21 protein-coding genes and 1 pseudogene are annotated in these 23584 nt (G+C 62.2%); 11 read left to right on the top strand and 11 right to left on the bottom strand.

The window, feature by feature from the left end; translation table 11 throughout:
- Positions 1–60: 60 nt before the first annotated feature.
- The 3 genes from HU736_RS21555 to HU736_RS21545 all read left to right on the top strand — a co-directional run bounded on the left by HU736_RS21555 (position 61) and on the right by HU736_RS21545 (position 3054).
- Positions 61–1314: an OprD family porin gene (locus HU736_RS21555; protein WP_186700849.1), complete on the top strand. Its 1254-nt coding sequence runs from the start codon at positions 61–63 to the stop codon at positions 1312–1314.
- A gap of 153 nt (positions 1315–1467) precedes the next feature.
- Entirely contained in the window at positions 1468–2427 is a 960-nt protein-coding gene (locus HU736_RS21550; protein WP_186700851.1) for a LysR family transcriptional regulator, read from the top strand.
- Positions 2428–2529: 102 nt separating this feature from the next.
- Positions 2530–3054, top strand: coding sequence for an Mpo1 family 2-hydroxy fatty acid dioxygenase (locus HU736_RS21545; RefSeq protein ID WP_103438433.1), 525 nt, complete (start codon positions 2530–2532; stop codon positions 3052–3054).
- 51 nt (positions 3055–3105) lie between these two features.
- Here the strand turns inward: HU736_RS21545 and pcaC are convergent, their stop codons facing one another.
- From pcaC to pcaR, 9 genes are all read right to left on the bottom strand, one after another.
- The gene (pcaC, locus tag HU736_RS21540) at positions 3106–3498 is read right to left on the bottom strand and encodes a 4-carboxymuconolactone decarboxylase (RefSeq protein ID WP_101321936.1); all 393 of its coding nucleotides are present in this window, start codon (positions 3496–3498) and stop codon (positions 3106–3108) included.
- Between the two features lie 10 nt (positions 3499–3508).
- The gene (gene pcaD / locus HU736_RS21535; protein ID WP_103438434.1) at positions 3509–4300 is read right to left on the bottom strand and encodes a 3-oxoadipate enol-lactonase; all 792 of its coding nucleotides are present in this window, start codon (positions 4298–4300) and stop codon (positions 3509–3511) included.
- Between the two features lie 10 nt (positions 4301–4310).
- Positions 4311–5675 carry a 3-carboxy-cis,cis-muconate cycloisomerase gene (locus HU736_RS21530; RefSeq protein ID WP_186700853.1) on the bottom strand — a complete coding sequence of 455 codons (1365 nt, stop codon included), beginning with the start codon at positions 5673–5675 and terminating at the stop codon, positions 4311–4313.
- Positions 5676–5684: 9 nt separating this feature from the next.
- The gene (locus HU736_RS21525) at positions 5685–6974 is read right to left on the bottom strand and encodes an MFS family transporter (protein ID WP_186700855.1); all 1290 of its coding nucleotides are present in this window, start codon (positions 6972–6974) and stop codon (positions 5685–5687) included.
- A 196-nt stretch (positions 6975–7170) separates the two neighbouring features.
- A complete protein-coding gene (gene pcaF, locus HU736_RS21520; protein WP_181003823.1) occupies positions 7171–8376 on the bottom strand; it encodes a 3-oxoadipyl-CoA thiolase in 1206 nt (401 codons plus the stop codon).
- Complete coding sequence (locus tag HU736_RS21515) at positions 8373–9152, bottom strand: CoA-transferase subunit beta (protein ID WP_101321941.1); 780 nt, start codon at positions 9150–9152, stop codon at positions 8373–8375. The genes pcaF and HU736_RS21515 overlap by 4 nt, the downstream gene beginning before the upstream one ends.
- A complete protein-coding gene (locus tag HU736_RS21510) occupies positions 9149–10009 on the bottom strand; it encodes a CoA transferase subunit A (protein ID WP_186700856.1) in 861 nt (286 codons plus the stop codon). Before HU736_RS21510 ends, HU736_RS21515 begins: the two co-directional genes overlap by 4 nt.
- Positions 10010–10187: 178 nt before the next feature.
- Positions 10188–11534, bottom strand: a complete 1347-nt coding sequence (gene pcaK / locus HU736_RS21505) for a 4-hydroxybenzoate transporter PcaK (protein WP_186700857.1) — start codon at positions 11532–11534, stop codon at positions 10188–10190.
- Positions 11535–11820: 286 nt separating this feature from the next.
- Positions 11821–12690 (bottom strand): pca regulon transcriptional regulator PcaR, encoded by an 870-nt coding sequence (gene pcaR, locus HU736_RS21500; RefSeq protein WP_101321944.1) that lies wholly within the window; start codon positions 12688–12690, stop codon positions 11821–11823.
- Between the two features lie 549 nt (positions 12691–13239).
- Between pcaR and HU736_RS21495 the strand changes: the two genes are divergently transcribed.
- Together HU736_RS21495 and HU736_RS21490 are read left to right on the top strand one after the other, a co-directional pair.
- A complete protein-coding gene (locus HU736_RS21495; RefSeq protein ID WP_103438440.1) occupies positions 13240–13440 on the top strand; it encodes a hypothetical protein in 201 nt (66 codons plus the stop codon).
- A 299-nt stretch (positions 13441–13739) separates the two neighbouring features.
- On the top strand, positions 13740–15212 hold the full coding sequence (locus tag HU736_RS21490; RefSeq protein ID WP_101321946.1) for an inorganic phosphate transporter: 1473 nt from the start codon (positions 13740–13742) through the stop codon (positions 15210–15212).
- Between the two features lie 71 nt (positions 15213–15283).
- Here the strand turns inward: HU736_RS21490 and HU736_RS21485 are convergent, their stop codons facing one another.
- Positions 15284–16759: a helicase HerA-like domain-containing protein gene (locus tag HU736_RS21485; RefSeq protein ID WP_186700858.1), complete on the bottom strand. Its 1476-nt coding sequence runs from the start codon at positions 16757–16759 to the stop codon at positions 15284–15286.
- A gap of 166 nt (positions 16760–16925) precedes the next feature.
- Here HU736_RS21485 and HU736_RS22310 point away from each other — a divergent pair.
- The 5 genes and pseudogenes from HU736_RS22310 to gpgF form a co-directional block, all read left to right on the top strand.
- Positions 16926–17942: pseudogene (locus HU736_RS22310) on the top strand (HAMP domain-containing protein); the annotation flags it as partial.
- Between the two features lie 93 nt (positions 17943–18035).
- Positions 18036–18800, top strand: a complete 765-nt coding sequence (locus HU736_RS22305; RefSeq protein WP_371411621.1) for a methyl-accepting chemotaxis protein — start codon at positions 18036–18038, stop codon at positions 18798–18800.
- 198 nt (positions 18801–18998) lie between these two features.
- Positions 18999–20120: an N-acetylglucosaminyl phosphatidylglycerol synthase gene (gene gpgS, locus HU736_RS21475; protein WP_150570633.1), complete on the top strand. Its 1122-nt coding sequence runs from the start codon at positions 18999–19001 to the stop codon at positions 20118–20120.
- A complete protein-coding gene (gene gpgD, locus HU736_RS21470) occupies positions 20113–20877 on the top strand; it encodes an N-acetylglucosaminyl phosphatidylglycerol deacetylase (protein ID WP_103438444.1) in 765 nt (254 codons plus the stop codon). Before gpgS ends, gpgD begins: the two co-directional genes overlap by 8 nt.
- Positions 20874–21869, top strand: coding sequence for a glucosaminyl phosphatidylglycerol flippase (gene gpgF / locus HU736_RS21465; RefSeq protein WP_186700859.1), 996 nt, complete (start codon positions 20874–20876; stop codon positions 21867–21869). Before gpgD ends, gpgF begins: the two co-directional genes overlap by 4 nt.
- A 153-nt stretch (positions 21870–22022) precedes the next feature.
- Here the strand turns inward: gpgF and purU are convergent, their stop codons facing one another.
- The gene (gene purU / locus HU736_RS21460) at positions 22023–22874 is read right to left on the bottom strand and encodes a formyltetrahydrofolate deformylase (protein WP_101321953.1); all 852 of its coding nucleotides are present in this window, start codon (positions 22872–22874) and stop codon (positions 22023–22025) included.
- 300 nt (positions 22875–23174) lie between these two features.
- Here purU and mvaT point away from each other — a divergent pair, with 300 nt between their 5' ends.
- The gene (gene mvaT, locus HU736_RS21455; protein ID WP_101321954.1) at positions 23175–23552 is read left to right on the top strand and encodes a histone-like nucleoid-structuring protein MvaT; all 378 of its coding nucleotides are present in this window, start codon (positions 23175–23177) and stop codon (positions 23550–23552) included.
- Positions 23553–23584 lie beyond the last annotated feature (32 nt).

Here is a 23584-nt window from a genome sequence, read left to right as displayed (position 1 = left end):
TACCCGGACACGATGTTTCCAAGCACCGGCTCAACCATAAAAACAAGAGATCTCCAACAGATGAGCACTTCGCACTCCGCACGCCAGCTGCTGCCCGGCCTGTTGGCCATGACCTGCGCCCTGCCCGCCTTCGCCGCCGAAAGCGGTTTTCTGGAAGACGCCAAGGCCAGCCTCAACCTGCGCAACTTTTACATCAACCGCAATTTCGTCGACCCTGCCAACCCGCAAGGCAAGGCCGAGGAGTGGACGCAGAGCTTTATCCTCGATGCGCGCTCCGGCTTCACCCAAGGCACGATCGGCTTCGGCGTCGACGTCCTCGGTCTGTATTCGGTCAAACTCGACGGCGGCAAGGGCACCGGCAACACTGCCCTGCTGCCGATCCACGACGATGGCCGCCCAGCAGATGACTTCGGCCGCCTCGGGGTTGCCTTCAAGGCGCGTCTGTCGCAAACCGAGCTGAAAGTCGGCGAGTGGATGCCGGTACTGCCGATCCTGCGTTCGGACGATGGCCGCTCACTGCCGCAAACCTTCCGCGGTGGCCAGATCACCTCCAAGGAAATTGACGGCCTGACCCTGTACGGCGGCCAGTTCCGCGGCAACAGCCCGCGTAACGACGCCAGCATGGAAGACATGTCGCTGAACGGCCGCGGGGCGTTTGTCTCCGACCGCTTCAACTTCGCTGGCGGTGAGTACACCTTCAACGACAAGCGCACGATGATCGGCCTGTGGGATGCCCAGCTCAAGGACATCTACCGCCAGCAATACCTGAACCTGAGCCACAGCCAGCCCATCGGCGAATGGACCCTCGGTGCCAACCTGGGTTACTTCATCGGCAAAGAAGATGGCGCCAAACGTGCCGGCGAACTGGACAACCGCACCGCCTCGGCCATGCTTTCGGCGCGTTACAACGGCAACACCTTCTACGTCGGCCTGCAGAAGGTCAGCGGTGATGATGGCTGGATGCGGGTCAACGGCACCAGCGGCGGTACCCTCGCCAACGACAGCTACAACTCAAGCTTCGACCAGGCCAAGGAGCGCTCCTGGCAGGTGCGTCATGACTTCAACTTCACCAGCGTCGGCGTGCCTGGCCTGACCTTGATGAACCGCTATATCAAGGGTGACAACGTGCACACCGCAACCGTCGATGACGGCAAGGAATGGGCCCGCGAGAGCGAACTGGCCTATGTAGTCCAATCGGGTACCTTCAAGGACCTCACCATGAAGTGGCGCAACTCGACCATGCGCCGCGACTACAGCACCAATACCTTTGACGAGAACCGGGTGATCGTCAGTTATCCATTGAACCTGCTGTAAGCCTCTCGCGGTCTCTGCGTGATCACCAGCATCGCGCAGAGGCCGCAGCGCTTATCCATAGAACAGAAAGATCTATATATCATCACCAACCATCATTGACGGAATATGTAACAGAAGCTAAAAAGATCCATCCCGCCCGCCGCAGAGCTCGACATGGATCTTCGCCAACTGCGCTACTTCATTGCCCTCAACGAATACCGCAGTTTCGTCCGTGCCGCCGAAGCCATGGGCATTACCCAACCCGCATTCAGCCGGGCCATTCAAGGCCTTGAGCAAACCCTCGGTTGCCCATTGGTTGACCGCGCCAACAAGGCGCTGCAGCCAACCCCCGAAGGCCTGGTGGTTCTGCAACATGCCCGCCGGCTGGTCCAGGGCGCTGCCCAACTGAGCATCGATGTCTCACAGATGACCAAGCTCGACGCGGGTGAACTGCAGTTTGGCTGTGGTTCGGCACTGGCTGTGCAACTGGTGCCCGATGCCTTGCAGCAGTACATAAAGTTGCATCCCGGTATTCGCACCGCGCTGCAGGTCGACAACGGCGAGCGCCTGGGGCAGGCCTTGCGCCGTGAGCAGATCGAGTTTTTTATCGATGACGTACGCCCATTCGAGGCGGATCCGTACTTTCATACCGAGCCCCTCAAGCCACGCCCGGGGCTGTTCTTCTGCCGCGCCGGCCACCCCTTGCTAAGCAAGGACAGCTTGTCTACCAATGACCTGTTCGCCTACCCGCTGGCCAGCGCCCTGCTCGCCCCCGGGGTGCGCAAACGCCTGGCCAACCTCAGCGGGCGTAATGACTTCAACGCGCATTTGCAAACCGAGCATCTATCGGTGCTACGCCGCGTAGTGCTGGGCAGCGACACGATTGGCGCGGCCAGCGAGGAGGCAGTGGCTGAAGACCTCAGTGCGGGGCGCCTGGTGCGGCTGCACTGGCGCAACCTGCCACCGGGTCTGGAGGTGCTCAGCGTGCGTTGCGGTATCGTCAGCCGCAGTGGCTACCGGCTGTCAGCTGCAGCCAGGGCGATGATCGATATGCTGATCAGGCTGGATCAACCAGAGCTGCCTGCCCAGCGGGCACCTGACGTCGGTCTGCGCGCCACTCATTCGCCGCAATGATAGCAGCGCATCACCCATACTCGGTTCCGGCGTTCAGCTTCAGGGGCTATGCTGGCAGACACTGATTGACCATCAGCAAGGCGCCGCCACGGAGCGATAACAATGAAAAGCCTCGTCGAACACCTCAGCCAGTACGCCAACTACCATCGCGACCCGCGCAACATCGCTACCCATTTCGTCGGTATCCCGCTGATCGTGCTGGCGGTGACGGTGCTGCTGTCGCGGCCCGGTTGGGAGCTGACGGGCGTGTGGCTGTCACCGGCTTTGCTGGCAGCGGCGGCGTCGGTGTGGTTCTACCTGCGTCTGGACCTGCGCTTCGGCCTGGTGATGGGGCTGCTGCTGGGCTTGTGCCTGTGGCTCGGTCAGGTGCTGGCGGTGCAGAGCACCGGCGTATGGCTGAGCGCCGGGCTAGGCACGTTCGTGCTGGGCTGGATCATCCAGTTCGTCGGGCATTACTACGAGGGGCGCAAGCCGGCGTTTGTCGATGACCTCAGCGGCTTGATCATCGGGCCATTGTTCGTGGTAGCGGAAGCGGCGTTCATGCTCGGGCTGTGCCCACAATTGAAACAGGCCGTGGAGGCGAATGCCGGGCCAGTCGCCATCCGCCAGAAAAAGGCGGCGGCGTAATAGCCGGTGCAGCTTGCCTCGGGGTGAGGCAAGCCAGCTCAGGTCAGGCGCTTACTGACGCGACTCGACGCCCAGCTCATCCCACACCGACTCGGCCAGGTGGAAAGTGGCATTGGCCGCCGGAATCCCGCAATAGATCGCGCTCTGCATCAGCACTTCCTTGATCTCTTCACGGGTCACACCGTTGCTCGCAGCGGCACGCAGGTGCAGCTTGAGCTCGTCGGTGCGGTTCATGCCGATCAGCATGGCGATGGTGATCAGGCTGCGGGTGTGCCGTGGCAAGCCAGGACGGGTCCAGATATCACCCCAGGCGTGGCGGGTGATCATCTCCTGGAACTCGCCGTTGAAGTCGTTGAGTTTCTCCAGGCTACGGTCCACATGGGCATCGCCGAGCACGGCGCGCCGCACCTGCATGCCAGCGTCGTAACGTTGTTTTTCGTCCATGGTGCGCTCCTCAGCGGGCCAGCAGAAAGTCGAGTACACGGGCCGTGAACGGCGCGCCAATTTCGACGTTGGAAAGGTGCGCCGCAGGGAATTCAACAAACTCCGCACCGGCAATGGCGTTCTGCATGAAGCGGCCGTGCTCAGGCGTGGTGACCACATCGGCGGTGCCGGCAACGATCAGGGTCGGCACCTTCACCGCCGTCAGTTGCTCGCGGTAATCGGCATCGCGCACAGCGGCGCAGTTGGCGGCGTAGCCCTGCGGCGAGGTCTGCGCGAGCATCTCGGTGATGCGCTGCGCCTGCGCTGGCTGGGTCTGGGCGAAATCTGCAGTGAACCAGCGGGCAATCGACGCATCACGCAGGTCAAGCATCGCCTGACGGCCCTGCTTGAGGACCATTTCGATACGAGGATTCCAGACTTCCTCGCTGCCGATCTTGGCCGCAGTGTTGCAGAGGGTCAGGCTGAGCAGACGCTCGCCGGCATTGATCCCCAGCCACTGGCCGATCAGCCCGCCCATCGACAGGCCGACAAAGTGCGCCTGGCGGATGTCCAGCGCATCCAGCAGCGCCAGTACATCGGCGCCCAGTTGCTCGATGCGGTACGGGCCTTCGGTCACCAGCGAGCCACCGTGGCCGCGGGTGTCGTAGCGCAGCACCCGGAAATGCTCGCTCCAGGCCGGGATCTGCGTGTCCCACATGCCCAGGTCGGTGCCCAGCGAGTTGGACAGCACCAGCACCGGAGCGCCAGCGGGGCCATCGAGTTGGTAGTTCAGTACGCCATCAGCCAATTGCAAATGCGCCACAGCGGTCTCCTCAGGCAATGAATTGTTGGTGTTCAGCCACGGCACGCGCCACCCAGACGCGGGCCTGACCAAGGTAATGAGCGGGGTCGAGCAGGCGGTCGAGCTCTTCGCCGGACAACTCGGCGCTGATCTGCGCTTCGTCGCCGAGCACGGCGCGCAAGTGGCGCTGTTCGGCAACCGCACGCTGGCAGCACTGTTCGAGCAGATGATGCGCGCGGTCACGACCCAGGCGCTGCGCCAACACAATGCTCACCGCCTCGGCCAGCACCAAGCCTTGGGTAAGGTCGAGGTTGCGACGCATGCGCTCGGCATCGACCTGCATGCCGTCGGCAATTACCTGGGCCTGGCGCAAGGCGCCAGACACCAGGCAGCAGATATCCGGCAAGGTCTCCCATTCGGCGTGCCACAAGCCGAGGCTGCGCTCGTGCTCTTGCGGCATGGCGGCAAACAGCGTGCTGAGCAGGCCCGGCACGCGTGTGGCCGCGCCGATCAGCACCGCGGCGCCGACCGGATTGCGTTTGTGCGGCATGGTCGACGAGCCGCCTTTGCCAGGCGCCGAGGGTTCGAACACCTCGCCGGCCTCGGTCTGCATCAGCAGGCTGATATCACGGCCAAGCTTGCCCAGGCTGCCAGCCACCAGGCCCAGCACCGAGGCGAACTCGACCAGCCGATCACGCTGGGTATGCCAAGGCTGCTCAGGCAGGTTCAGCTTGAGCTGCTCGGCCAGTGCTTCGGCCACCGGCAGCGCTTTATTGCCCAATGCCGCAAGGCTGCCCGAAGCGCCGCCGAACTGCAGGCACAGCAAGCGCGGACGCAGCTCCTTGAGCCGTTGCCGATGGCGGGTCAGTGCGCCAAGCACCCCGGCCAGCTTCATGCCCAGAGTGACCGGCGTGGCGTGCTGCAGCCAGGTTCGGCCAACCAGCGGCGTGTCGGCATGCTGCAGCGCCTGGCGAGCGAGGCTGTCGGCCAGGCGGGCCAGATCGGCCTCGATCAACGTCAATGCATCGCGCAGTTGCAGGACCAGACCGGTGTCCATGGCGTCCTGACTGGTGGCGCCAAGGTGCACATAACGCTCGGCCTCGGGTACGCCGCTGGCGACCACCTTGCCCAATGCCTTGACCAGCGGAATCGCCGAATTGCCCGCAGTGGCGATGGCATCGGCCAGCGCATGGGCATCGTAGCGTTCCGCCTTGCATGCCGCCTCGATCGCCGGCACCGCCGTGTGCGGCACCAGCCCGGCGCTGGCCTCGGCGCGCGCCAGGGCTGCTTCGAAGTCGAGCATGCCCTGCAGACGGCCACGATCAGAGAAGATCTCGCGCATGGCCGGCGCAGTGAAGTAGGCGTCGAACAGCTGGTTGTCCGCTCGGTGGGTCATTATCGATCCTTAGTCATCGTGGTGCAGGTACGCCGCTTGCTTGGGCAGGCGCAGGCTGAACAGGAAGGCAATCGCCATCATTGCCGTGACGTACCAGTAGAAGGTGTTTTCCATGCCCAGGGTCTTCAAGCCCAGGGCAACGTACTCGGCCGAGCCGCCAAACAGCGCGTTGGCCACCGCATAAGCCAGGCCGACGCCGAGGGCGCGCACCTGCGGCGGGAACATCTCGGCCTTCACCAGGCCACTGATGGAGGTGTAGAAGCTGACGATACACAACGCCAGGGTGATCAGCACGAAGGCCATGAACGGGCTGGTGACGGTTTTCAGCGCCATCAACAGCGGCACGGTGAACACGGTGCCCAGGGCGCCGAACAACAGCATCGAGTTGCGCCGGCCGATCCGGTCGGAGAGCATGCCGAACACCGGCTGCAGGATCATGAACAGGAACAGCGCCCCGGTCATGACGAAGCTTGCGCTCTTGGCGTTCATCCCGGCAGTGTTGACCAGGTACTTCTGCATGTAGGTCGTGAAGGTATAGAAAATCAGCGAGCCACCGGCGGTGTAACCGAGCACGGTGATGAAGGCCGCAGCGTGGTTGCGGAACAGGCCTTTGACGCTACCTGCATCCTTGTCCTGACGCGCCTCGGCGGTGCTGGTCTCGTGCAGCGAGCGGCGCAGCATGAGCGAGATCAACGCCGCAACGGCACCGACCACGAACGGGATGCGCCAGCCCCAGGCACGCAGCTCATCTTCGCTGAGCAACTGCTGCAGGATTACCACCACCAGCACTGCCAGCAACTGGCCGCCGATCAGGGTCACGTACTGGAACGAGGCAAAGAAGCCGCGCTGGCCGCGCAATGCCACTTCGCTCATATAGGTGGCCGTGGTGCCATATTCACCGCCCACTGACAGCCCCTGAATCAAGCGCGCCAGCAACAGCAGCGCCGGCGCCCAGGCGCCGATACTGGCGTAGGTAGGCAGGCAGGCAATGATCAACGAGCCGAAGCACATCATCAGCACAGAGATCATCAACGAATGCTTGCGGCCTTTGCGGTCGGCCAGCCGACCAAAGATCCAGCCACCGATTGGCCGCATCAGGAAGCCCGCAGCGAATACCCCGGCCGTGTTGAGCAGCTGCACCGTGGGGTCATCGGAGGGGAAGAAGGCTGGCGCAAAATAAATTGCGCAGAAGGCGTAGACGTAGAAGTCGAACCACTCCACCAGGTTGCCTGATGATGCACCGACAATGGCGAAAATGCGCTTGCGGCGCTCTTCACCGGTGTAATGAATTGAGGTCATGGTGGGATTACTCCTGAGGGTTACCGTTGAATCTAGACATACTCAGTAACACTCATGTTCCGCCAGCCCGGCTTTGGTCGAGATTGCAAGGCAGTCTGGCCGCGTTGCGACCCCAGATCAGCAGTGCTCAGGTTGCGTGGACCTGAGCACTGCTGGCACGGTGGCGCAAAGCGGCCAAGCTGCATGTTGCGCTTGCTCAGACCCGCTCGATAGCCAACGCCAGGCCTTGGCCGACGCCTACACACATGGTCGCCAGGCCTCTGCGCCCGCCGGTTTTTTCCAGCTGATGCAGCGCTGTCAGCACCAGACGTGCGCCGCTCATGCCCAGTGGGTGGCCAAGGGCGATAGCACCACCGTTCGGGTTGACCTGCGGCGCGTCATCCGCCACACCCAGCTCACGCAGGACCGCTAGGCCCTGGCTGGCAAAGGCTTCGTTCAGCTCGATAACATCAAAGTCTGCCACGGCGATGCCCAGGCGCTCGGTCAGCTTGCGTACCGCAGGCACCGGGCCGATGCCCATTACCCGCGGGGCAACGCCAGCGCTGGCCATGCCGAGCACGCGCGCGCGTGGGGTCAGGCCGTGCTTCTTGACCGCTTCGGCCGAGGCCAGAATCAGCGCCGCAGCACCGTCGTTGACGCCCGAGGCGTTGCCGGCGGTGACGGTCTTGTCCGGGCCGTTGACCGGTTTCAGCCGGGTCAGCGCTTCAAGGGTGGTGTCGGGGCGCAGGTGTTCATCCTGCTCGACCACGGTCTCGCCCTTCTTGTGGGCAATGCGCACCGGCACGATCTCTTCAGCGAAGAAACCCGCTGCCTGTGCGGCACCGGCCTTGTGCTGGCTGCGCACGGCGAAGGCGTCCTGATCGGCACGCGATACCTGATAATCGTCGGCAACGTTATCGGCTGTCTCAGGCATCGAATCGACGCCGTACTGGCTCTTCATCAGTGGATTGACGAAGCGCCAGCCGATGGTGGTGTCTTCCAGCTTCATGTTGCGCGAGTAACCGCTCTCGGCCTTGCCCATGACGAACGGCGCACGCGACATCGACTCGACGCCGCCGGCTATCGCCAGCTCCATTTCACCGCTGGCGATGGCGCGGAAGGCAGTGCCGATGGCGTCCATGCCCGACGCGCACAGGCGGTTCAGGGTTACCCCGGGAATGCTCGCCGGCAAACCGGCCAGCAGCAGCGCCATACGGGCGACGTTGCGGTTGTCTTCACCGGCCTGGTTGGCGCAGCCGAAAAACACCTCGTCGACCTGATCCCATTGCACCGACGGGTTGCGCTCGATCAACGCCTTGAGCGGCACTGCCGCGAGGTCGTCGGCACGCACGCTGGCCAGGGCGCCACCGAAGCGGCCGATGGGGGTACGGATGGCGTCGCAGATGAATACTTCACGCATCACGCTTCTCCTGGCTTCTGGCCGTGGGCGGCAGCGGTGCGCTCTTCCAGATCACGCAGCGCGGTCAGTTCCAGCTCGGTCGGCGCAGCGGTAGTCTGCGCGTCGTCGGCAAAACGAATGGCCCAGCCGGTGGCGGCGATGATCTGCTCGCGGGTCACGCCTGGGTGAATCGAGGTGACCACGAATTCGTTACTGCCAGCTTCCGGTTCCATGATGCACAGGTCGGTGATGATCCCCACCGGGCCTTCACCGGGCAGACCGAGACGCTTGCGCGAGTCGCCGCCTTCACCGTGGCCGACCGAGGTGATGAAGTCGAGCTTGTCGACGAATGCACGCGGCGACTGCTTGAGGATGATCAGCACCTGCTTGGCGGAACCGGCGATTTCCGGTGCGCCGCCGGCACCTGGCAAGCGCGTGCGCGGGGCGTGGTAGTCACCGACGACGGTGGTGTTGATGTTGCCGAAGCGGTCGACCTGAGCAGCGCCAAGGAAGCCCACGTCAATGCGCCCGCCCTGCAGCCAATAGCGGAAGATCTCGCCAGTCGGCACCACGGTGTCGGCCGTTTCGGCCAGCTCGCCATCACCAATCGACAGCGGCAGGACGGTTGGCTTGGCGCCAATCGGGCCAGATTCGTAGATCAGCACCACGTCAGGCGACGAGGTCAGGCGCGCCAGGTTGGCGGCCTTGGACGGCAGGCCGATACCGACGAAGCACACCGCGCCATTGCGCAGCCGGCGGGCGGCGGCGACGGTCATCATTTCGGAAGTGGAGTAGCTCATTGTGCGGCCTCCGTAGTGCTGGCCAGCTTGGCCTTGAATTCGCTGAAGTCGGCGGTGCAGCGGATGTACTGGTCGATCCAGGCGGTAAATGTCGCGCGGTCACGGGCGATCGGGTCCCAGGCCTGGTAGAAGCGGTTGTCGCGCTCGTAGTAACCGTGGGCGTAGGACGGATGCGCGCCACCTGGCACCAGACACACGGCAGACAGCGCCCAGGTCGGCAGCACGCAGGCATTCATCGGAGCCTGCAGGTCGTCGACGATTTCTTCGACGGTGACGATGCAGCGCTTGGCGGCGAGGGCTGCTTCTTTCTGTACGCCGAGGATACCCCACAGCAGGACGTTGCCCTTGCGGTCGGCCTTCTGCGCGTGAATCACGGTCACGTCAGGGCGCACCGAAGGCACCGCTGCCAGGACTTCGCCGGTGAACGGGCAGGTAACGCTCTGGATCAGCGGGTTGACCTTGGGCAGGTCAGAACCGGCATAAGCACGCAGTACGGCAAAGGGCAGGCCCGAGGCGCCGGCGACGTAGGCGTTGGCCAGGTCGGCGTGGCTGTGCTCTTCGATCTCGATCGCGTGCGGCCATTGTTTTTCCACGGCGTCACGCAGGCGGTGCAGCGAACCGACACCTGGGTTACCGCCCCAGGAGAAGATCAGCTTGCTGGCGCAACCGGCGCCGATCAACTGGTCGTAGATCAGGTCCGGGGTCATCCGCACCAGGGTCAGGTCACGTTTGCCCTGGCGAATGATCTCATGGCCCGCAGCCGTAGGGATCAGGTGGGTGAAGCCTTCGAGAGCGACGGTGTCGCCGTCCTGGATGAACTGCTTCACGGCCTCGTGAAGCGAGAGGATTGCTGCCATTGGAGACTCCTGGTCAGGATGCTGCGTTGAGCTCAGATTAAGCAAGCTGGACACATCGCACAATCCGATAATCGATTACTCGTTCGATTATCGAACATTTTGTTGTTGTGCTATCCATTGCTGTTCAATGCCGCAAAGCCGCTGTACGAGCGGCCTGCGGTCGATTGCCCAAGCTGCATCAGGTTGCGTCGGCGTGGCTTACCAAGCCTTTGATGATCACAGCGACCGTGGCCAGCGCCGCAGGCACCAGCAGCGCAGTCAGCACCTGCTCGAAGTTCCAGCCCAAGCCGAGCAAGGTCGCCCCGCTCCATGCCCCGAGAATCGCCCCGAAGCGGCCGATGCCGAGCATCCACGATACCCCGGTAGCCCGCGCCTGGGTCGGATAGAAGCGCGCGGCGAGGGACGGCATGGCCGATTGCGCGCCGTTGACACACATACCCGCGACCAGCACCAGGGTTGCCAGAAGGGTGATGTTGCCCAGGCTCTGGCCAACCGCGTAGGCAAACACCCCGGCCAGCAGGTAGAACATGCCGATGACCTTGTGCGGGTTGTAACGGTCCATCGCCCAACCGACACCGACCGCACTGAGCACACCGCCAAACTGGAACAGCGCGCCGATGAACGCCGCCTGCTCCATGCTCGCGCCACTGTCGCGCATCAGCGTCGGCAGCCAGCTGGTCAGCAGGTAGACGATGACCAGACCCATGAAGTAGGTCATCCACAACAGCATGGTGCCCAGCCCATAAGTGCCGGAGAAGATCACCGCAAACACACTGCGCGCGGCGACCACTTTCTGTTCCGGCACACTGAAGCTGGCAGCCTTGACCACGATTGCCGGCGCAATCGGCGCCAGGGTCTTGCGGATCTTGTCGATACTGCGGTTGCGCACTACCAGAAAACGCGCCGACTCCGGCAGCCAGAACAGCAACACCACTGCCAGGATCAGCGGCAGCACGCCGCCGACAACCAGCAGGCTGTGCCAGCCATAGGCCGGGATCAGTTTCGCCGACATGAAGCCGCCCCCGGCCATGCCCAGGTTGAAGCCGCAGAACATGCTGGTCACCAGCAGCGACTTGAGCCGTTCCGGGGTGTATTCAGACAGCAGCGTGGTCGCGTTGGGCATGCCAGCGCCGAGGCCAATGCCGGTCAGAAAGCGCAGGATCAGCAACTGGTCGACATTGGTCGCATAGGCCGACGCCAGGCTGAAGCCGCCGAACACCAACACGGCAGCGACCAGCACACCCTTGCGGCCGAAGCGGTCAGCCAACGGGCCTGAGCCCAGCGCGCCGAATACCATGCCGATCAGCGCGGCGCTCATGACCGGCCCGAGGCTGGCCCGGTCGATACCCCACTCTTGTGACAGCGCCGGAGCGATAAAGCCCATGGCGGCAGTATCAAGGCCATCGAGGAAGACAATCAGGAAGCACAGGATCACTACCCGCCATTGATAGCGCGTCAGCGGCTGCTGATTGATAAAAGACTGAACGTCGAGGCAGCTGCCGACGTTGGTTTGCGGTTTGTTCATTGTTGTTATCCAGAAAATCGGCGCAAGCAAAACCCTGGCGCACTGTTGGCGCGGGTTGCGAAGAGACGGTTACGGCCTGGCGTCAGCCTGGATACAACGACACTGGATGCGGGTACGCCCGCAGCTCGGAAAAGACAGTGATCATGGTGTTGCCTCGCATGTTGTTCTTGTTCGGTCGGCACAGCCGACCGTTGCGAGAAACATTAATCAGCACGCGATGGCTGCGCAATTCGTTGGCCGCAACTATGGGCGTTTATCGAACAGTAGATTGCGCAGCTCTCGCGCTTCAGCCAAACAGTTGGGTGCACAGATCACGACTCGAGGCGAGCAGGATCGGCAAGAACCGCTGTTCAAGCTCGCTGCGGGTGACCCGGCCGACATGCGTACTGACGTTGAGCGCCGCGAGTACCTGCCCCGAGGCATCGTAGATAGGCACAGCGATCGAACGCAGGCCCTGCTCCAGTTCCTGATCAACCACACACCAGCCCTGCGCGCGAACCTGCTGGATGCAGGCAAGCAGCGACTCCTTATCATGCAACGTGCGGCTGGTACGGGCCTTGAGATCGGCGCGATCGAAGTATTCGTGCAGACTGGCGTCGTCCAGCGCGGCCAGCAGAATCCGCCCCATCGAGGTGCAATAGGCGGGCAGCCGGCCACCCACCGAGAGGTCGACCGAGATCAACCGCTCGACCGTGGCCGAACGTGCAATATAGAGGATGTCATCGCCCTCGAGGGTGGCCATGTTGGCGGCCTCGTGCAGTTGGTCGCTGATGCGGTCCAGATACGGCTGGGCCGACATCGCCAGCGGCGTCGAAGACAAATAGGCATGGCCAAGCGTGAGCACCTTGGGCAGCAAGGAATAGGTCCGCCCATTGGTCGTGGCGTAACCCAGCTTCATCAGCGTGTGCAAGCAGCGCCGCACCGCTGCACGGGGGATCTCGGTACGGTGGCTGATCTGCGCGATGGTCAGGTGCCGCTTGCGCTCCTGGAACGCCTGAATCACCGCTAGGCCGCGCGCCAGTGAGGTCATGAAGTCCGGATCACCGGTGAAGGCCTGAATGCGTTTGGCCGGTGAAGCAACGATGGGCGGCGCCATCGCTGCAGAGCCAGTGCGCTCGGGCATCGGGGAAACGGTAGGCAAGCTTTCGTCGCTCATGGCTGACCTCGAAAAATAATGGGCGCTTCGTGCGATTATCGAACGAACGGCCGATAATCGCAATTGACCGCTGACACTTTTGCTTATACCTTTCCCCTGCCACATGTGGCTTCTTTGGAGAGACTGGTCAGGTACCCACCGTAGAAGTCCCCAGGCACGGCCTCGCTGACGCGGGGCCGTTTATTATTCCTCCTGTGCTGCAATACGAACTTAATCGTTTCTCTCCACTCCAAGTTCTTGCAGTACAAATGATGAAATCACCTGCTACTTGCTCATCGTCAAAGTCTTGCTTCACTATCAGTAAAGACCGATGATCAAACTTCAGCCGGTTGCTACAATTGAACAACCTGAATCACTGCTCGAGCATGCCAGATCGGCGATAGTCGGCTCCCCGCCTCCCTATATAGCCTTGATACATCGCATGCTCTGATGCCCTTGCTTGCTTGAACCCTGTCGCTGCGACAGCACACTCGCTCTGGTTGCGTGGCCGCATGCCCGACACTGCATGCCGAAGCCGGAGTCCTTACTCTAACTAGTCAGGTATTTACTGTGACGAAAGATGAACTGCGCGCCGAGCTCGAGCGCCAGGCCGAACGCTTCAAGGATGTGTACGGTGGTGAAGTCACCACCTACGCCGCTCAATCCGAACCCGAGCGCAAACCATGGCGCAAACGCGCAACTGTTCAGGACCAGGTATTCGCCCAGGAACTGGAAAAGATTGAAAAGGAGCTGCGCGGCGACGAGGCCTGAGCATTCAGGCCAGGCATTGACTGTGTCGAGTAGCGCCAAGGCTGCGTCCTAACTGCCCATGAAATGGAATTACACAAATTTCATACAGACGTTTGAATGAACGTGACGGTACGCGCTTTGCGTAAATTCGCCGGCGTTTAAAGCACTTGCCGGAATTTACGCCGAAAAATATCCATCCCTGTGTAGCGCACTGGTAACCGTACCGGGCTTTTTTTGCTGCCATCGGTCTGCCGGGGGTGCATCTGCTGCCATGGTTTTCTGGCATAATCCGGCCCCCCTACGACCGCCAGAAAACCTTCATGATCGATTTATTCAGCGGATTGGATGCCTGGGTAGTAGTGAGCCTGGTGCTCGCGCTCACCTTTGTACTCGCATTCGAGTTCATCAATGGCTTTCATGACACCGCCAACGCGGTAGCCACTGTCATCTATACCAAAGCCATGCCCCCGCACCTCGCCGTGTTCTTCTCCGGCGTGTTCAACTTCCTCGGCGTGCTGCTTGGCGGCGTTGGCGTGGCCTATGCCATCGTCCATCTGTTGCCGGTGGAACTGCTGATCAATGTGAACACCGGTCACGGCCTGGCCATGGTCTTCTCGTTGCTGGCTGCGGCCATCGCCTGGAATCTGGGCACCTGGTACTTCGGTATCCCGGCCTCGAGTTCGCACACCCTGATCGGCTCGATCCTCGGTGTCGGCCTGGCCAATGCGCTGATCAGCGACATCCCCCTGGGTGATGGCGTCAACTGGCAGAAGGCAATCGACATCGGTATGTCGCTGGTGCTCTCGCCACTGGCCGGCTTTGCCGTGGCGGCGCTGGTTCTGCTGGGTCTGAAGTGGTGGCGCCCGCTGTCGAAGATGCACAAGACGCCGGAGCAGCGCCGCAAGCTCGACGACAAGAAGCATCCACCGTTCTGGAACCGCCTGGTGCTGGTGATCTCGGCCATGGGCGTGAGCTTTGTGCACGGCTCCAACGACGGCCAGAAAGGCATCGGCCTGATCATGCTGGTGCTGATCGGCATCGTCCCGGACAAGTTCGTACTCGACCTGAACAGCACCACCTACCAGATCGAACGCACCCGTGATGCAACCCTGCACCTGAGCCAGTTCTACCAGCGCAATGAAGCGATGCTGGGCGAGTTCCTGGCCCTGGGCAAAGCCCAGGCGGGCGATCTGCCGGAGAAGTTCAGCTGCAACCCGCAGCAAACCGAACCGACCATTGCCGCGCTGCAATCGTCGCTGCAAGGCGTGACCGACTACCGCGCGCTGGGCGCCGAGCAGCGCGTCGAAGTGCGCCGCTACCTGCTGTGCCTGGACGACACCGCGAAAAAGGTCGGCAAGCTGCCGGGCCTTGAGCCGCGTGAGAAGTCCGACCTGGAAAAACTGCGCAAAGACCTCACCGCAACCACCGAATATGCACCGTTCTGGGTGATCGTCGCGGTTGCGCTGGCCTTGGGCCTGGGCACCATGGTCGGCTGGAAGCGCGTGGTACTGACCGTCGGCGAGAAGATCGGCAAGCAGGGCATGACCTATGCCCAGGGCATGTCGGCGCAGATCACCGCGGCCTGTGCGATCGGCATGGCCAACGTGTTCAGCCTGCCGGTATCGACCACCCATGTATTGTCTTCGGGCGTAGCCGGGACCATGGTCGCCAACAAGAGCGGCCTGCAAGGCGGCACCGTCAAGACCATCCTGCTGGCGTGGGTACTGACCCTGCCGGCAACGGTCGGTCTGGCTGCCGGGCTGTTCTGGCTGGCCACCAAGGCGATCAGCTGAAGCACATTGTGATGATCTGAAAAAGGCGCCTGCGGGGCGCCTTTTTCGTTGTTGCCGACCGCAAGCGAGGATCAACGCCGCTTGTTGCCCAGCAACGAGCCCATCAGCCCACGCATCAGCTGCCGGCCTAGCTGGTTGGCCGCCTGGCGCACTGCCGACTTGATCGCCTGCCCCGCCGCACCTTGCAAAAACTCCCCTGCCTTATCGGCGAAGCTGTCCTGCTCAGGCTTGGCCTGCGGCACCGGCTCGGCCGGCTCACCTTTACGCTGGGTGAGCATTTCATAGGCAGACTCACGGTCAATCGGCTGGTCGTAACGGCCCCGCAGGCTGGAGGCTGCGAGCAATGCATCGCGCTCGGCACTGCTCAACGGCCCGATCCGCGACTGTGGTGGGGCGACCAGCACGCGCTGGACCATCGCCGGCGTGCCCTTGTCCTCCAAGGTGCCTACCAGCGCCTCGCCTATGCCCAACTCAGTGAGCACGCCAAGGGTGGAAAAAGCGGGATTCGGTCGAAAGCCATCGGCAACCGCCTTCAACGACTTCTGCTCCTTGGCGGTGAATGCCCGCAGGCCATGCTGAATACGCAAGCCGAGCTGGGCCAGCACTGCATCAGGCAGGTCCGCGGGCGACTGGGTGACAAAATACACCCCAACGCCTTTCGAGCGAATCAGCCTCACCACCTGCTCCAAGCGATCCTGCAGCGCCTTGGGTGTGCCATTGAACAGCAAGTGCGCCTCGTCGAAGAACAGCGCCAGCAGTGGTTTTTCCGCATCCCCGCGCTCGGGCAACTGCTCGAACAGCTCAGCCAGCAGCCACAGCAGGAAGGTCGCGTAGACCTTGGGCGCTTCATGCACCAAGCGGCTGGCGTCGAGTAGATGAATGCGCCCACGGCCATCAGCCGTCGGCTGCAGCAGGTCTTCAAGCTGCAAGGCCGGCTCGCCGAACAGTGCCTCGGCGCCCTGCTGCTCGAGGGTCGCCAGGCGCCGTAACAACGCCTGGGTGGAGCTGCTGGTCATCAGCGCACTGTCGTCACCAAGCACCTGCGGATTGTCCTTGAGGTGATTGAGCAGGGCTTTGAGGTCTTTCAGATCGAGCAGTAGCAAACCATCCCGATCTGCCACCTTGAACGCTGCGTACAAGGCAGCCTGTTGGCTGTCGGTCAGCTCCAGCAGGTTGCCCAGCAGCAGGGGACCCATTTCACTGAGGGTGGTACGCAGCGGATGGCCAGACTTGCCGGCAATATCCCACAGGGTCACCGGATACGCCTTCGGGCTGTGCCCCAGCCATGGCATCCCGGCAATGCGCTCGGCAACCTTGCCCTGCGGCGTCGCGGCGGCACCGAGGCCGCACAGGTCGCCCTTCACGTCGGCAGCGAATACGGCCACGCCCGCGTCACTGAAGACCTCTGCCAGGCGCTGCAGGGTCACGGTCTTGCCTGTACCGGTGGCACCGGCCACCAGACCGTGGCGGTTGGCCAGGCGTATGGCCTGGCTGACAGGCTGGCCGTCAGCTCCCGCCCCTACAACGATTTGCGAAGAATCTGACATGTTGTTTCATCCTCTCCTCAAGCTTTGCCGGATAACGGCCGATATGTCGTGGTGATAATTGCCTTAAAGACAGGAACATCCCCAAAGTGACTTGCGGGACTAGTTGCACTGTTTTCAGCGCTTTGTGCGAACGACCCGATATCACCTTAGCGGAACCGATCACGCCATGAACAAAAGCCTTCGTTTCAGCCACAAGATCCTTATTGCCGCATCGCTTATCGTGATACTCGCGTTCAGCTTGTTCACCCTTTACAACGATTACCTGCAGCGTAATGCGATTCGCCAGGATCTGGAAAACTATCTGACAGAGATGGGCGCATCGACCTCGACCAACGTGCGCAATCTATTCGATGGCCGGATCAAGCTGGTAGAGAACCTCGCGCAGAACATCGCCCAGGCGCCCGCCGACGCAGAGACCTTGCTCGGCCAGAATGCCCTGATCTCAAGCTTCCTCACAGTCTATGTGGGCAAGGTCGATGGCGGTTTCAGCGTGCGTCCCGACTCGCCGATGCCGGCTGGGTACGATCCGCGTGTGCGGCCCTGGTACAAGGATGGCATGGCTGCTAACGGAGCGATCCTGACCGAGCCGTACATCGACATGGCCACCCAGAAGATGGTCATCGGCATCATCAGCAAGGTTTCGACCAGCGTCGGCGTGGTTGGCGGCGACTTGGCGCTCGATGGCCTGGTCGAGATCATCAACTCGCTGAACTTCGGCGGCATGGGTTACGCCTTCCTGGTCAACGACCAAGGCAAGATTCTGGTTCATCCGGACAAAGACCTGGTCATGAAGCCGCTGTCGGATCTGTTTCCGCAGAACACACCACGGCTTTCCGGTGAACTGACCGAAGTCAGCGCTGACGGCAAGGACCGCCTGATCACCTTCACCCCAATCAAAGGCCTGCCTGCGGCCAACTGGTACATCGGCTTGTCGGTCGACAAAGACAAAGCCTTCGCCATGCTCAGCACCTTCCGCACCTCGGCGGTGATCGCCACGGTCGTCGCGGTTGTGATCATCATTGCCCTGCTCGGCCTGCTGATTCGGGTGCTGCTGCAGCCACTGCACACCATGACCCGCGCCATGGAAGACATTGCCCAGGGCGAAGGTGACCTGACCAAGCGCCTGACCATTCACAGCCAGGATGAATTCGGCGTACTCGGCAGCGCCTTTAACCGCTTTGTCGAACGTATTCACAGCTCGATCCGCGAGGTGTCCTCGGCGACGGAACAGGTCAACGAAGTGGCATTGCGGGTGATCAGCGCCTCCAACTCGTCGATGACCAACTCCGACGAGCAGTCCAACCGCACCAACAGCGTTGCCGCCGCCATCAACGAGCTGGGCGCTGCCGCCCAGGAAATCGCCGGCAATGCTGCCCAGGCGTCGCAGCACGCGACCTCGGCGCGGCATCTTGCCGAAGAAGGTCAGCAGGTGGTCGACCGCAACATTGCCGCGATGAACCGCCTGTCGGAGTTGATCGTTGGCTCCAGCGCGCAGATCGAAACGCTGAACAGCAAGACCGTCAACATCGGCCAGATCCTCGAAGTCATCACCAGCATCTCGCAACAGACCAACCTGCTCGCGCTCAACGCCGCCATCGAGGCTGCCCGCGCGGGCGAAGCCGGCCGCGGCTTTGCCGTCGTCGCCGATGAGGTGCGCAACCTCGCCCACCGCACCCAGGAGTCAGCGCAGCAAGTTCAGGGCATGATCGAAGAGCTGCAGGTCGGCGCCCGGGAGTCGGTCGAGACCATGGGCCAGAGCCAGCGTCACAGCCAGGACAGTGTGCAGATTGCCAACCAGGCCGGGGAGCGCCTGGAAAGCGTGACTGTGCGCATCGGCGAGATCGACGGCATGAACCAGTCGGTGGCCACGGCAACCGAGGAGCAGACGGCGGTGGTCGATTCGATCAACATGGACATCAGCGAAATCAACATGCTTAACCAGGAAGGTGTGGAAAACCTGCAGGCTACTCTGCGCGCCTGCTCGGATCTGGAGCAGCAAGCCAGCCGCTTGAAACAGCTGGTGGGCAGCTTCCGCATCTGACCTCTGGGTGCAACCCTCCCTGCCGCCATGTCGATACTGGCGGCGGGAGCCTTGGCCACGGGCTCGCCGGCAATAATGCCGATGCGCGCCCGAGCCAACCTCGATCGAACAAACTATTCTTCCTGAAGGTCCACCTCTAGGCATGTCATCGCCGCTTTGTTACCGCGCATGACAGACCTGAAGTCGATCCCCGGAGGGATGCTGATCGTGCACATTGCCGACATCACCATGTTCTACGCACCCGCCAGTGGTGGCGTGCGTACCTATCTTGATGCCAAACACCGCCGTCTCGACGCCATGACTGGCGTTCACCACAGCCTGCTGATCCCTGGCGCCAGCGCCAGCCACGCCGATGGCGTCTACCGGGTGCCGTCCCCGCCACTGCCGTTCGGCAAGGGCTATCGCTTCCCGGTCCGCCTGGCGCCGTGGTGCAAGGTGTTGCGCGAGCTGCAGCCTGATCTGATCGAAGTCGGCGACCCGTATCTGACTGCCTGGGCAGCGCTGGAAGCGCGGCGCAAGCTGGATGTGCCGGTAATCGGCTTCTATCACTCCGACCTGCCGCTGCTGGTGGGCAATCGCATGGGCAACTGGTTCACGCCCAACGTCGAGGCCTACGTCAGCAAGCTCTATGGCAACTTCGACCGGGTCCTGGCGCCAAGCCAGGTGATGGCCGACAAACTGCGTCGGCTGGGCGTGCGCGACGTGCATGTGCAGCGGCTGGGCGTAGATCTGAGCACGTTCAACCCGGAGCAGCGCGACAACCGCCTGCGGGCTGAACTGGGGATCCCCGACACTACCCGCCTGCTGGTGTTTGCCGGGCGCGGCTCGCGCGAGAAGAACCTGCCGGTATTGCTCGATTGCATGCGTCACCTCGGCCCTCACTATCACCTGCTGCTGGTGGGTTCGGCCATGCCCAGCAACGTGCCTGCCAACGTCAGCGTGATCAATCACTTCTGCCCCTTGCCAGAAGTCGCGCGGCTGATGGCCAGTGCCGACCTGCTGGTGCATGCCGGTGATCAGGAAACCTTTGGCCTGGTCATTCTCGAAGCCATGGCCTGTGCCACCCCGGTTGTCGCAGTGCGCGCCGGCGCGTTCAGCGAAATAGTCACCGAGCAATGTGGCCGGCTGTGCCCGCCAAACGACGGCCAGGCCATGGCCGCCACCGTACGCGAGGTATTCGAGGACGGCGTGCGCCGGCTTGGCCAGCAGGCACGCCGGCATGTCGAGCAGCATTACTCTTGGGACAACGTGGTCAACGGCCTGCTGCAGCACTACCAAGCCGTGCTCGGCCATCAGCCACTGGTGCGTGCACATGCTTGAACAGACTACCGAGCAGCGCAGCGTGATGCTGGTGCTGCACGACGTAGCGCCTGAGACCTGGCCCGACTACCAGCCGTTTGTCGAGGCGGTCGACCAGCTGGGCAACGTGCCGATGACCTGGCTGGTGGTGCCCGACTTTCATCAGCGCAATGCCCTTGAGCGCTCGCCGACCTTCTGCCGTCTGCTAGATTGGCGCCTGCAGCAGGGCGACGAGCTGGCGCTACATGGCTATTACCACGCCGACCTCGGGCCGACGCCACGCACGCCGAGGGACTTCTTCATGCGCAGGATCTATACGCATGAGGGTGAATTTTATGCGCTGGAACAAGCTCAGGCGTTGCAGCGCCTGCAAGCGGGCCTGCAGCTGTTCAATAGCCAGGGCTGGCCGGTGGCGGGCTTCGTCGCCCCGGCCTGGCTGATGAGCGAGGGCACCCGCCAGGCTCTGCGCCAGTTGCCATTGCGCTACACCAGCACGCCTCAGCACCTCTATCGGCTACCTGAATTCACCGCGATAGACGCACCTGGCTTGGTCTGGAGCGCCCGCAGCGCCTGGCGCCGGGGCTTGTCGCGGGCACTGTGCAATTCGCAGCTGCAACGCTGGCAAAGTGCGCCAACCTTGCGCCTGGGCCTGCACCCAGTTGACATGCGCCATCGCAGCTCTCGCGATTACTGGCTGCAAACCTTGAAAACACTGATCGAACAAGGCCGCGAGCCTCTGACCAAGTCAGCCTGGCTGGACCGCCAGGTCGCGGCATGAAGCGCTATGCCTGGCTTGGGCTGGCCCTGGTGCTGGCCCTGCTGGTGCCGGCATTGCTCGGCGGCGCCGAGCTGCTGCCCAGACTGCAGAGCTTCTCCCCGAGCCTGATGGCGACCCTGCTGGGGATGATCCTGCTGTGCTGGATCATCAATGCGGCACGTCTGCGCCTGCTGCTAGGTGAGCAAGGTGCGCAATTGGGGCGTTGGCGCAGTCTTGGGGTGATCATGGCTACAGAGTTTGCCATCTGCACCACCCCAGGCGGTAGCGGTGGGCCATTGGCGCTGATGGCGCTGTTGGCGCGCGAGCGCATCGGTGCGGCCCGCAGCGGCGCGGTGTTCGCTATCGATCAATTGAACGACCTGCTGTTTTTCTTCTGCGCCATGCTCGCCGTTGCCGGCTACGCGCTCAGCCACAGCCTGGGCCGCAGCCAACAAGGCATGCTCATGGGCAGCGCAATGATGCTGTGTGCAGCCTTGGTGCTGATCGTACTGTTGCTGCGCTATCGGCGGCAGATCATGCGGCTCAATGGTCGCCTGCTGCGCAGGGTCGGCATGGCCGAAAAACGTCGGCGCCGCTGGGCGCGCAAGCTGCTGAGCTTCATCAAGGCTTTGGCGCAGACCTGGCGGCTGCCAAAGCGCACGTTAGCGCTGGTATTCAGCCTGACGTGCCTGCACTGGAGCCTGCGCTTCAGCGTGCTGTATCTGGTGATTCGCGGGCTTGGGGTGGAGCTGGCGTGGATACCCAGCTTTCTGGTGCAGATGCTGGCGCTGAGTGCTGGTCAGTTCAGCCTGTTGCCGGGCGGGGCCGGCGCTGCCGAACTGACATCGGCGAGCTTGTTGACACCACTGGTGGGCAGTTCGACGGCAGCAGCAGCGATCTTGCTCTGGCGCGCTGTTACTTATTATTTTTACCTACTGGCCGGGGGGCCGGTGTTTGTCTGCCTGCTGGGGCGACCGCTACTCCAGCGCTGGCGCCGTCAGCAGCCGGATTGAGCTGCCGCCAGAGTTCGGCGGCACCGACAAAATCGGTGCCGTGCTCGTCGCTCATGGCGTCAGGATCGAAGCGAGCCAGGCAGCCCTCACCCAGCGTCGGCAGCGCACTGGCCGCGGCCTTGTCGAGTGGATCCGCCATGGCCCGCCCTCCTCTCAGTCGAACACCACGGTCTTGTTGCCGTGCACCAGCACGCGGTCTTCGAGGTGATGACGCAGGCCACGGGCAAGCACCATCTTCTCCACATCGCGACCGAAACGCACCATGTCTTCGATGCTGTCGGCATGGCTGACGCGGACCACGTCCTGCTCGATGATCGGGCCGGCATCCAGCTCTTCGGTGACGTAGTGACAGGTCGCACCGATCAGCTTGACGCCACGCAGGGCGGCCTGGTGGTAAGGCTTGGCACCGACGAACGAAGGCAGGAAGCTGTGATGAATGTTGATCACTTTTTCAGCATAGGCCTGGCACAGCTGTGGCGGCAGGATCTGCATGTAGCGCGCCAGCACCACGACATCGGCACCATGGCTTTCGACCAGACGCGAGACTTCGGCAAACGCCGGCTGTTTGTCTTTCGGGTCGACCGGCACATGATAGAACGGGATGCCATGCCATTCGACCATGCTGCGCAGGTCATCATGGTTGGAAATCACGCAAGGGATATCACAGTCCAGCTCATCGGTATGCCAGCGATGCAGCAGATCCGCCAGGCAGTGCGATTCGCGGCTGGCCATCAGCACCACACGCTTCTTTTGCGCCGAGTCGGTAACCCGCCAGATCATCGAGAATTCTTCGGCAATCGGCGTGAACGCTTCACGGAAGGCCTCGATCCCAAACGGCAATGACTCGGCGCGGATCTCATGGCGCATGAAGAACCAACCGCTCTGCTCGTCCGAGTGGTGGCTGGCTTCGTTAATCCAGCCGTTGTACAGAGCCAGGAAATTACTGACTTTCGCCACGATGCCGACACGGTCGGGGCAGGCAATCACCAGTCGATAGGTGCGCATGAATGAGACTCCAGGAACTTCGCAAAGGCGCATATTCTAGCGAGCTGGCAGAAAAAACACAGTAATCATCAGCAGCTGCCGTACGGGCCGCGCCGCGCGGCAATTGTTCAGCCATCGCTGCGGCGCCGAGCATGACAGCGGCGGACGCCGCCAGTGATATGTAAATTTTTCTTAACCTGAATACATTGTTAACACTCGCCTATTTAAGCGAGCGTGCCTTGATTATTGTTTACTTGAGACTAGCGGCTGTCTATTATTAGGCCACTGACTCCCTGTACATGCACTATTAAGGAACACTTCATGTCTCTGATCAACGAATACCGCGCCACAGAAGAAGCCATCAAAGAACTTCAAGCTCGTCTGGCCAACCTGTCGCAGGACGACAAGCTGAAGAAAGAGCTGGAATTCGAAGGCAAGCTGCGCACCCTGATGGGCGAATATTCAAAATCGCTGCGTGATGTGATCGCCCTGCTCGACCCGGAATCGAAACTGAGCAAGGCCCCACGTGGCGGCGTCAAGACCACCACTACCAAGCGTGCACGCAAGGTCAAGCAATACAAGAACCCGCACAATGGTGAAGTCATCGAAACCAAAGGCGGCAACCACAAGACCCTGAAAGAATGGAAAGCCAAATGGGGTGGCGATGTGGTTGAAGGCTGGGCAACCCTGCTGGACTGATAAGTCCGCTTTGCTGCCTTGAATAAAACGCC

Origin of the sequence: Pseudomonas shirazensis (assembly GCF_014268785.2) — a bacterium.
Lineage (GTDB): Bacteria > Pseudomonadota > Gammaproteobacteria > Pseudomonadales > Pseudomonadaceae > Aquipseudomonas > Aquipseudomonas shirazensis.
Note: the sequence above shows the minus strand (reverse complement) of the source record. Positions and strands in the feature narration are given on the sequence as shown.

Coding starts and splice junctions, on each gene's coding strand:
- HU736_RS21555 (WP_186700849.1), top strand. CDS start 61: ATGAGCACTTCGCACTCCGCACGCCAGCTGCTGCCCGGCCTGTTGGCC.
- HU736_RS21550 (WP_186700851.1), top strand. CDS start 1,468: ATGGATCTTCGCCAACTGCGCTACTTCATTGCCCTCAACGAATACCGC.
- HU736_RS21545 (WP_103438433.1), top strand. CDS start 2,530: ATGAAAAGCCTCGTCGAACACCTCAGCCAGTACGCCAACTACCATCGC.
- pcaC (WP_101321936.1), bottom strand. CDS start 3,498: ATGGACGAAAAACAACGTTACGACGCTGGCATGCAGGTGCGGCGCGCC.
- HU736_RS21530 (WP_186700853.1), bottom strand. CDS start 5,675: ATGACCCACCGAGCGGACAACCAGCTGTTCGACGCCTACTTCACTGCG.
- HU736_RS21525 (WP_186700855.1), bottom strand. CDS start 6,974: ATGACCTCAATTCATTACACCGGTGAAGAGCGCCGCAAGCGCATTTTC.
- HU736_RS21515 (WP_101321941.1), bottom strand. CDS start 9,152: ATGAGCTACTCCACTTCCGAAATGATGACCGTCGCCGCCGCCCGCCGG.
- HU736_RS21510 (WP_186700856.1), bottom strand. CDS start 10,009: ATGGCAGCAATCCTCTCGCTTCACGAGGCCGTGAAGCAGTTCATCCAG.
- pcaK (WP_186700857.1), bottom strand. CDS start 11,534: ATGAACAAACCGCAAACCAACGTCGGCAGCTGCCTCGACGTTCAGTCT.
- pcaR (WP_101321944.1), bottom strand. CDS start 12,690: ATGAGCGACGAAAGCTTGCCTACCGTTTCCCCGATGCCCGAGCGCACT.
- HU736_RS21490 (WP_101321946.1), top strand. CDS start 13,740: ATGATCGATTTATTCAGCGGATTGGATGCCTGGGTAGTAGTGAGCCTG.
- HU736_RS21485 (WP_186700858.1), bottom strand. CDS start 16,759: ATGTCAGATTCTTCGCAAATCGTTGTAGGGGCGGGAGCTGACGGCCAG.
- HU736_RS22305 (WP_371411621.1), top strand. CDS start 18,036: ATGACCAACTCCGACGAGCAGTCCAACCGCACCAACAGCGTTGCCGCC.
- gpgS (WP_150570633.1), top strand. CDS start 18,999: ATGCTGATCGTGCACATTGCCGACATCACCATGTTCTACGCACCCGCC.
- gpgD (WP_103438444.1), top strand. CDS start 20,113: ATGCTTGAACAGACTACCGAGCAGCGCAGCGTGATGCTGGTGCTGCAC.
- gpgF (WP_186700859.1), top strand. CDS start 20,874: ATGAAGCGCTATGCCTGGCTTGGGCTGGCCCTGGTGCTGGCCCTGCTG.
- purU (WP_101321953.1), bottom strand. CDS start 22,874: ATGCGCACCTATCGACTGGTGATTGCCTGCCCCGACCGTGTCGGCATC.
- mvaT (WP_101321954.1), top strand. CDS start 23,175: ATGTCTCTGATCAACGAATACCGCGCCACAGAAGAAGCCATCAAAGAA.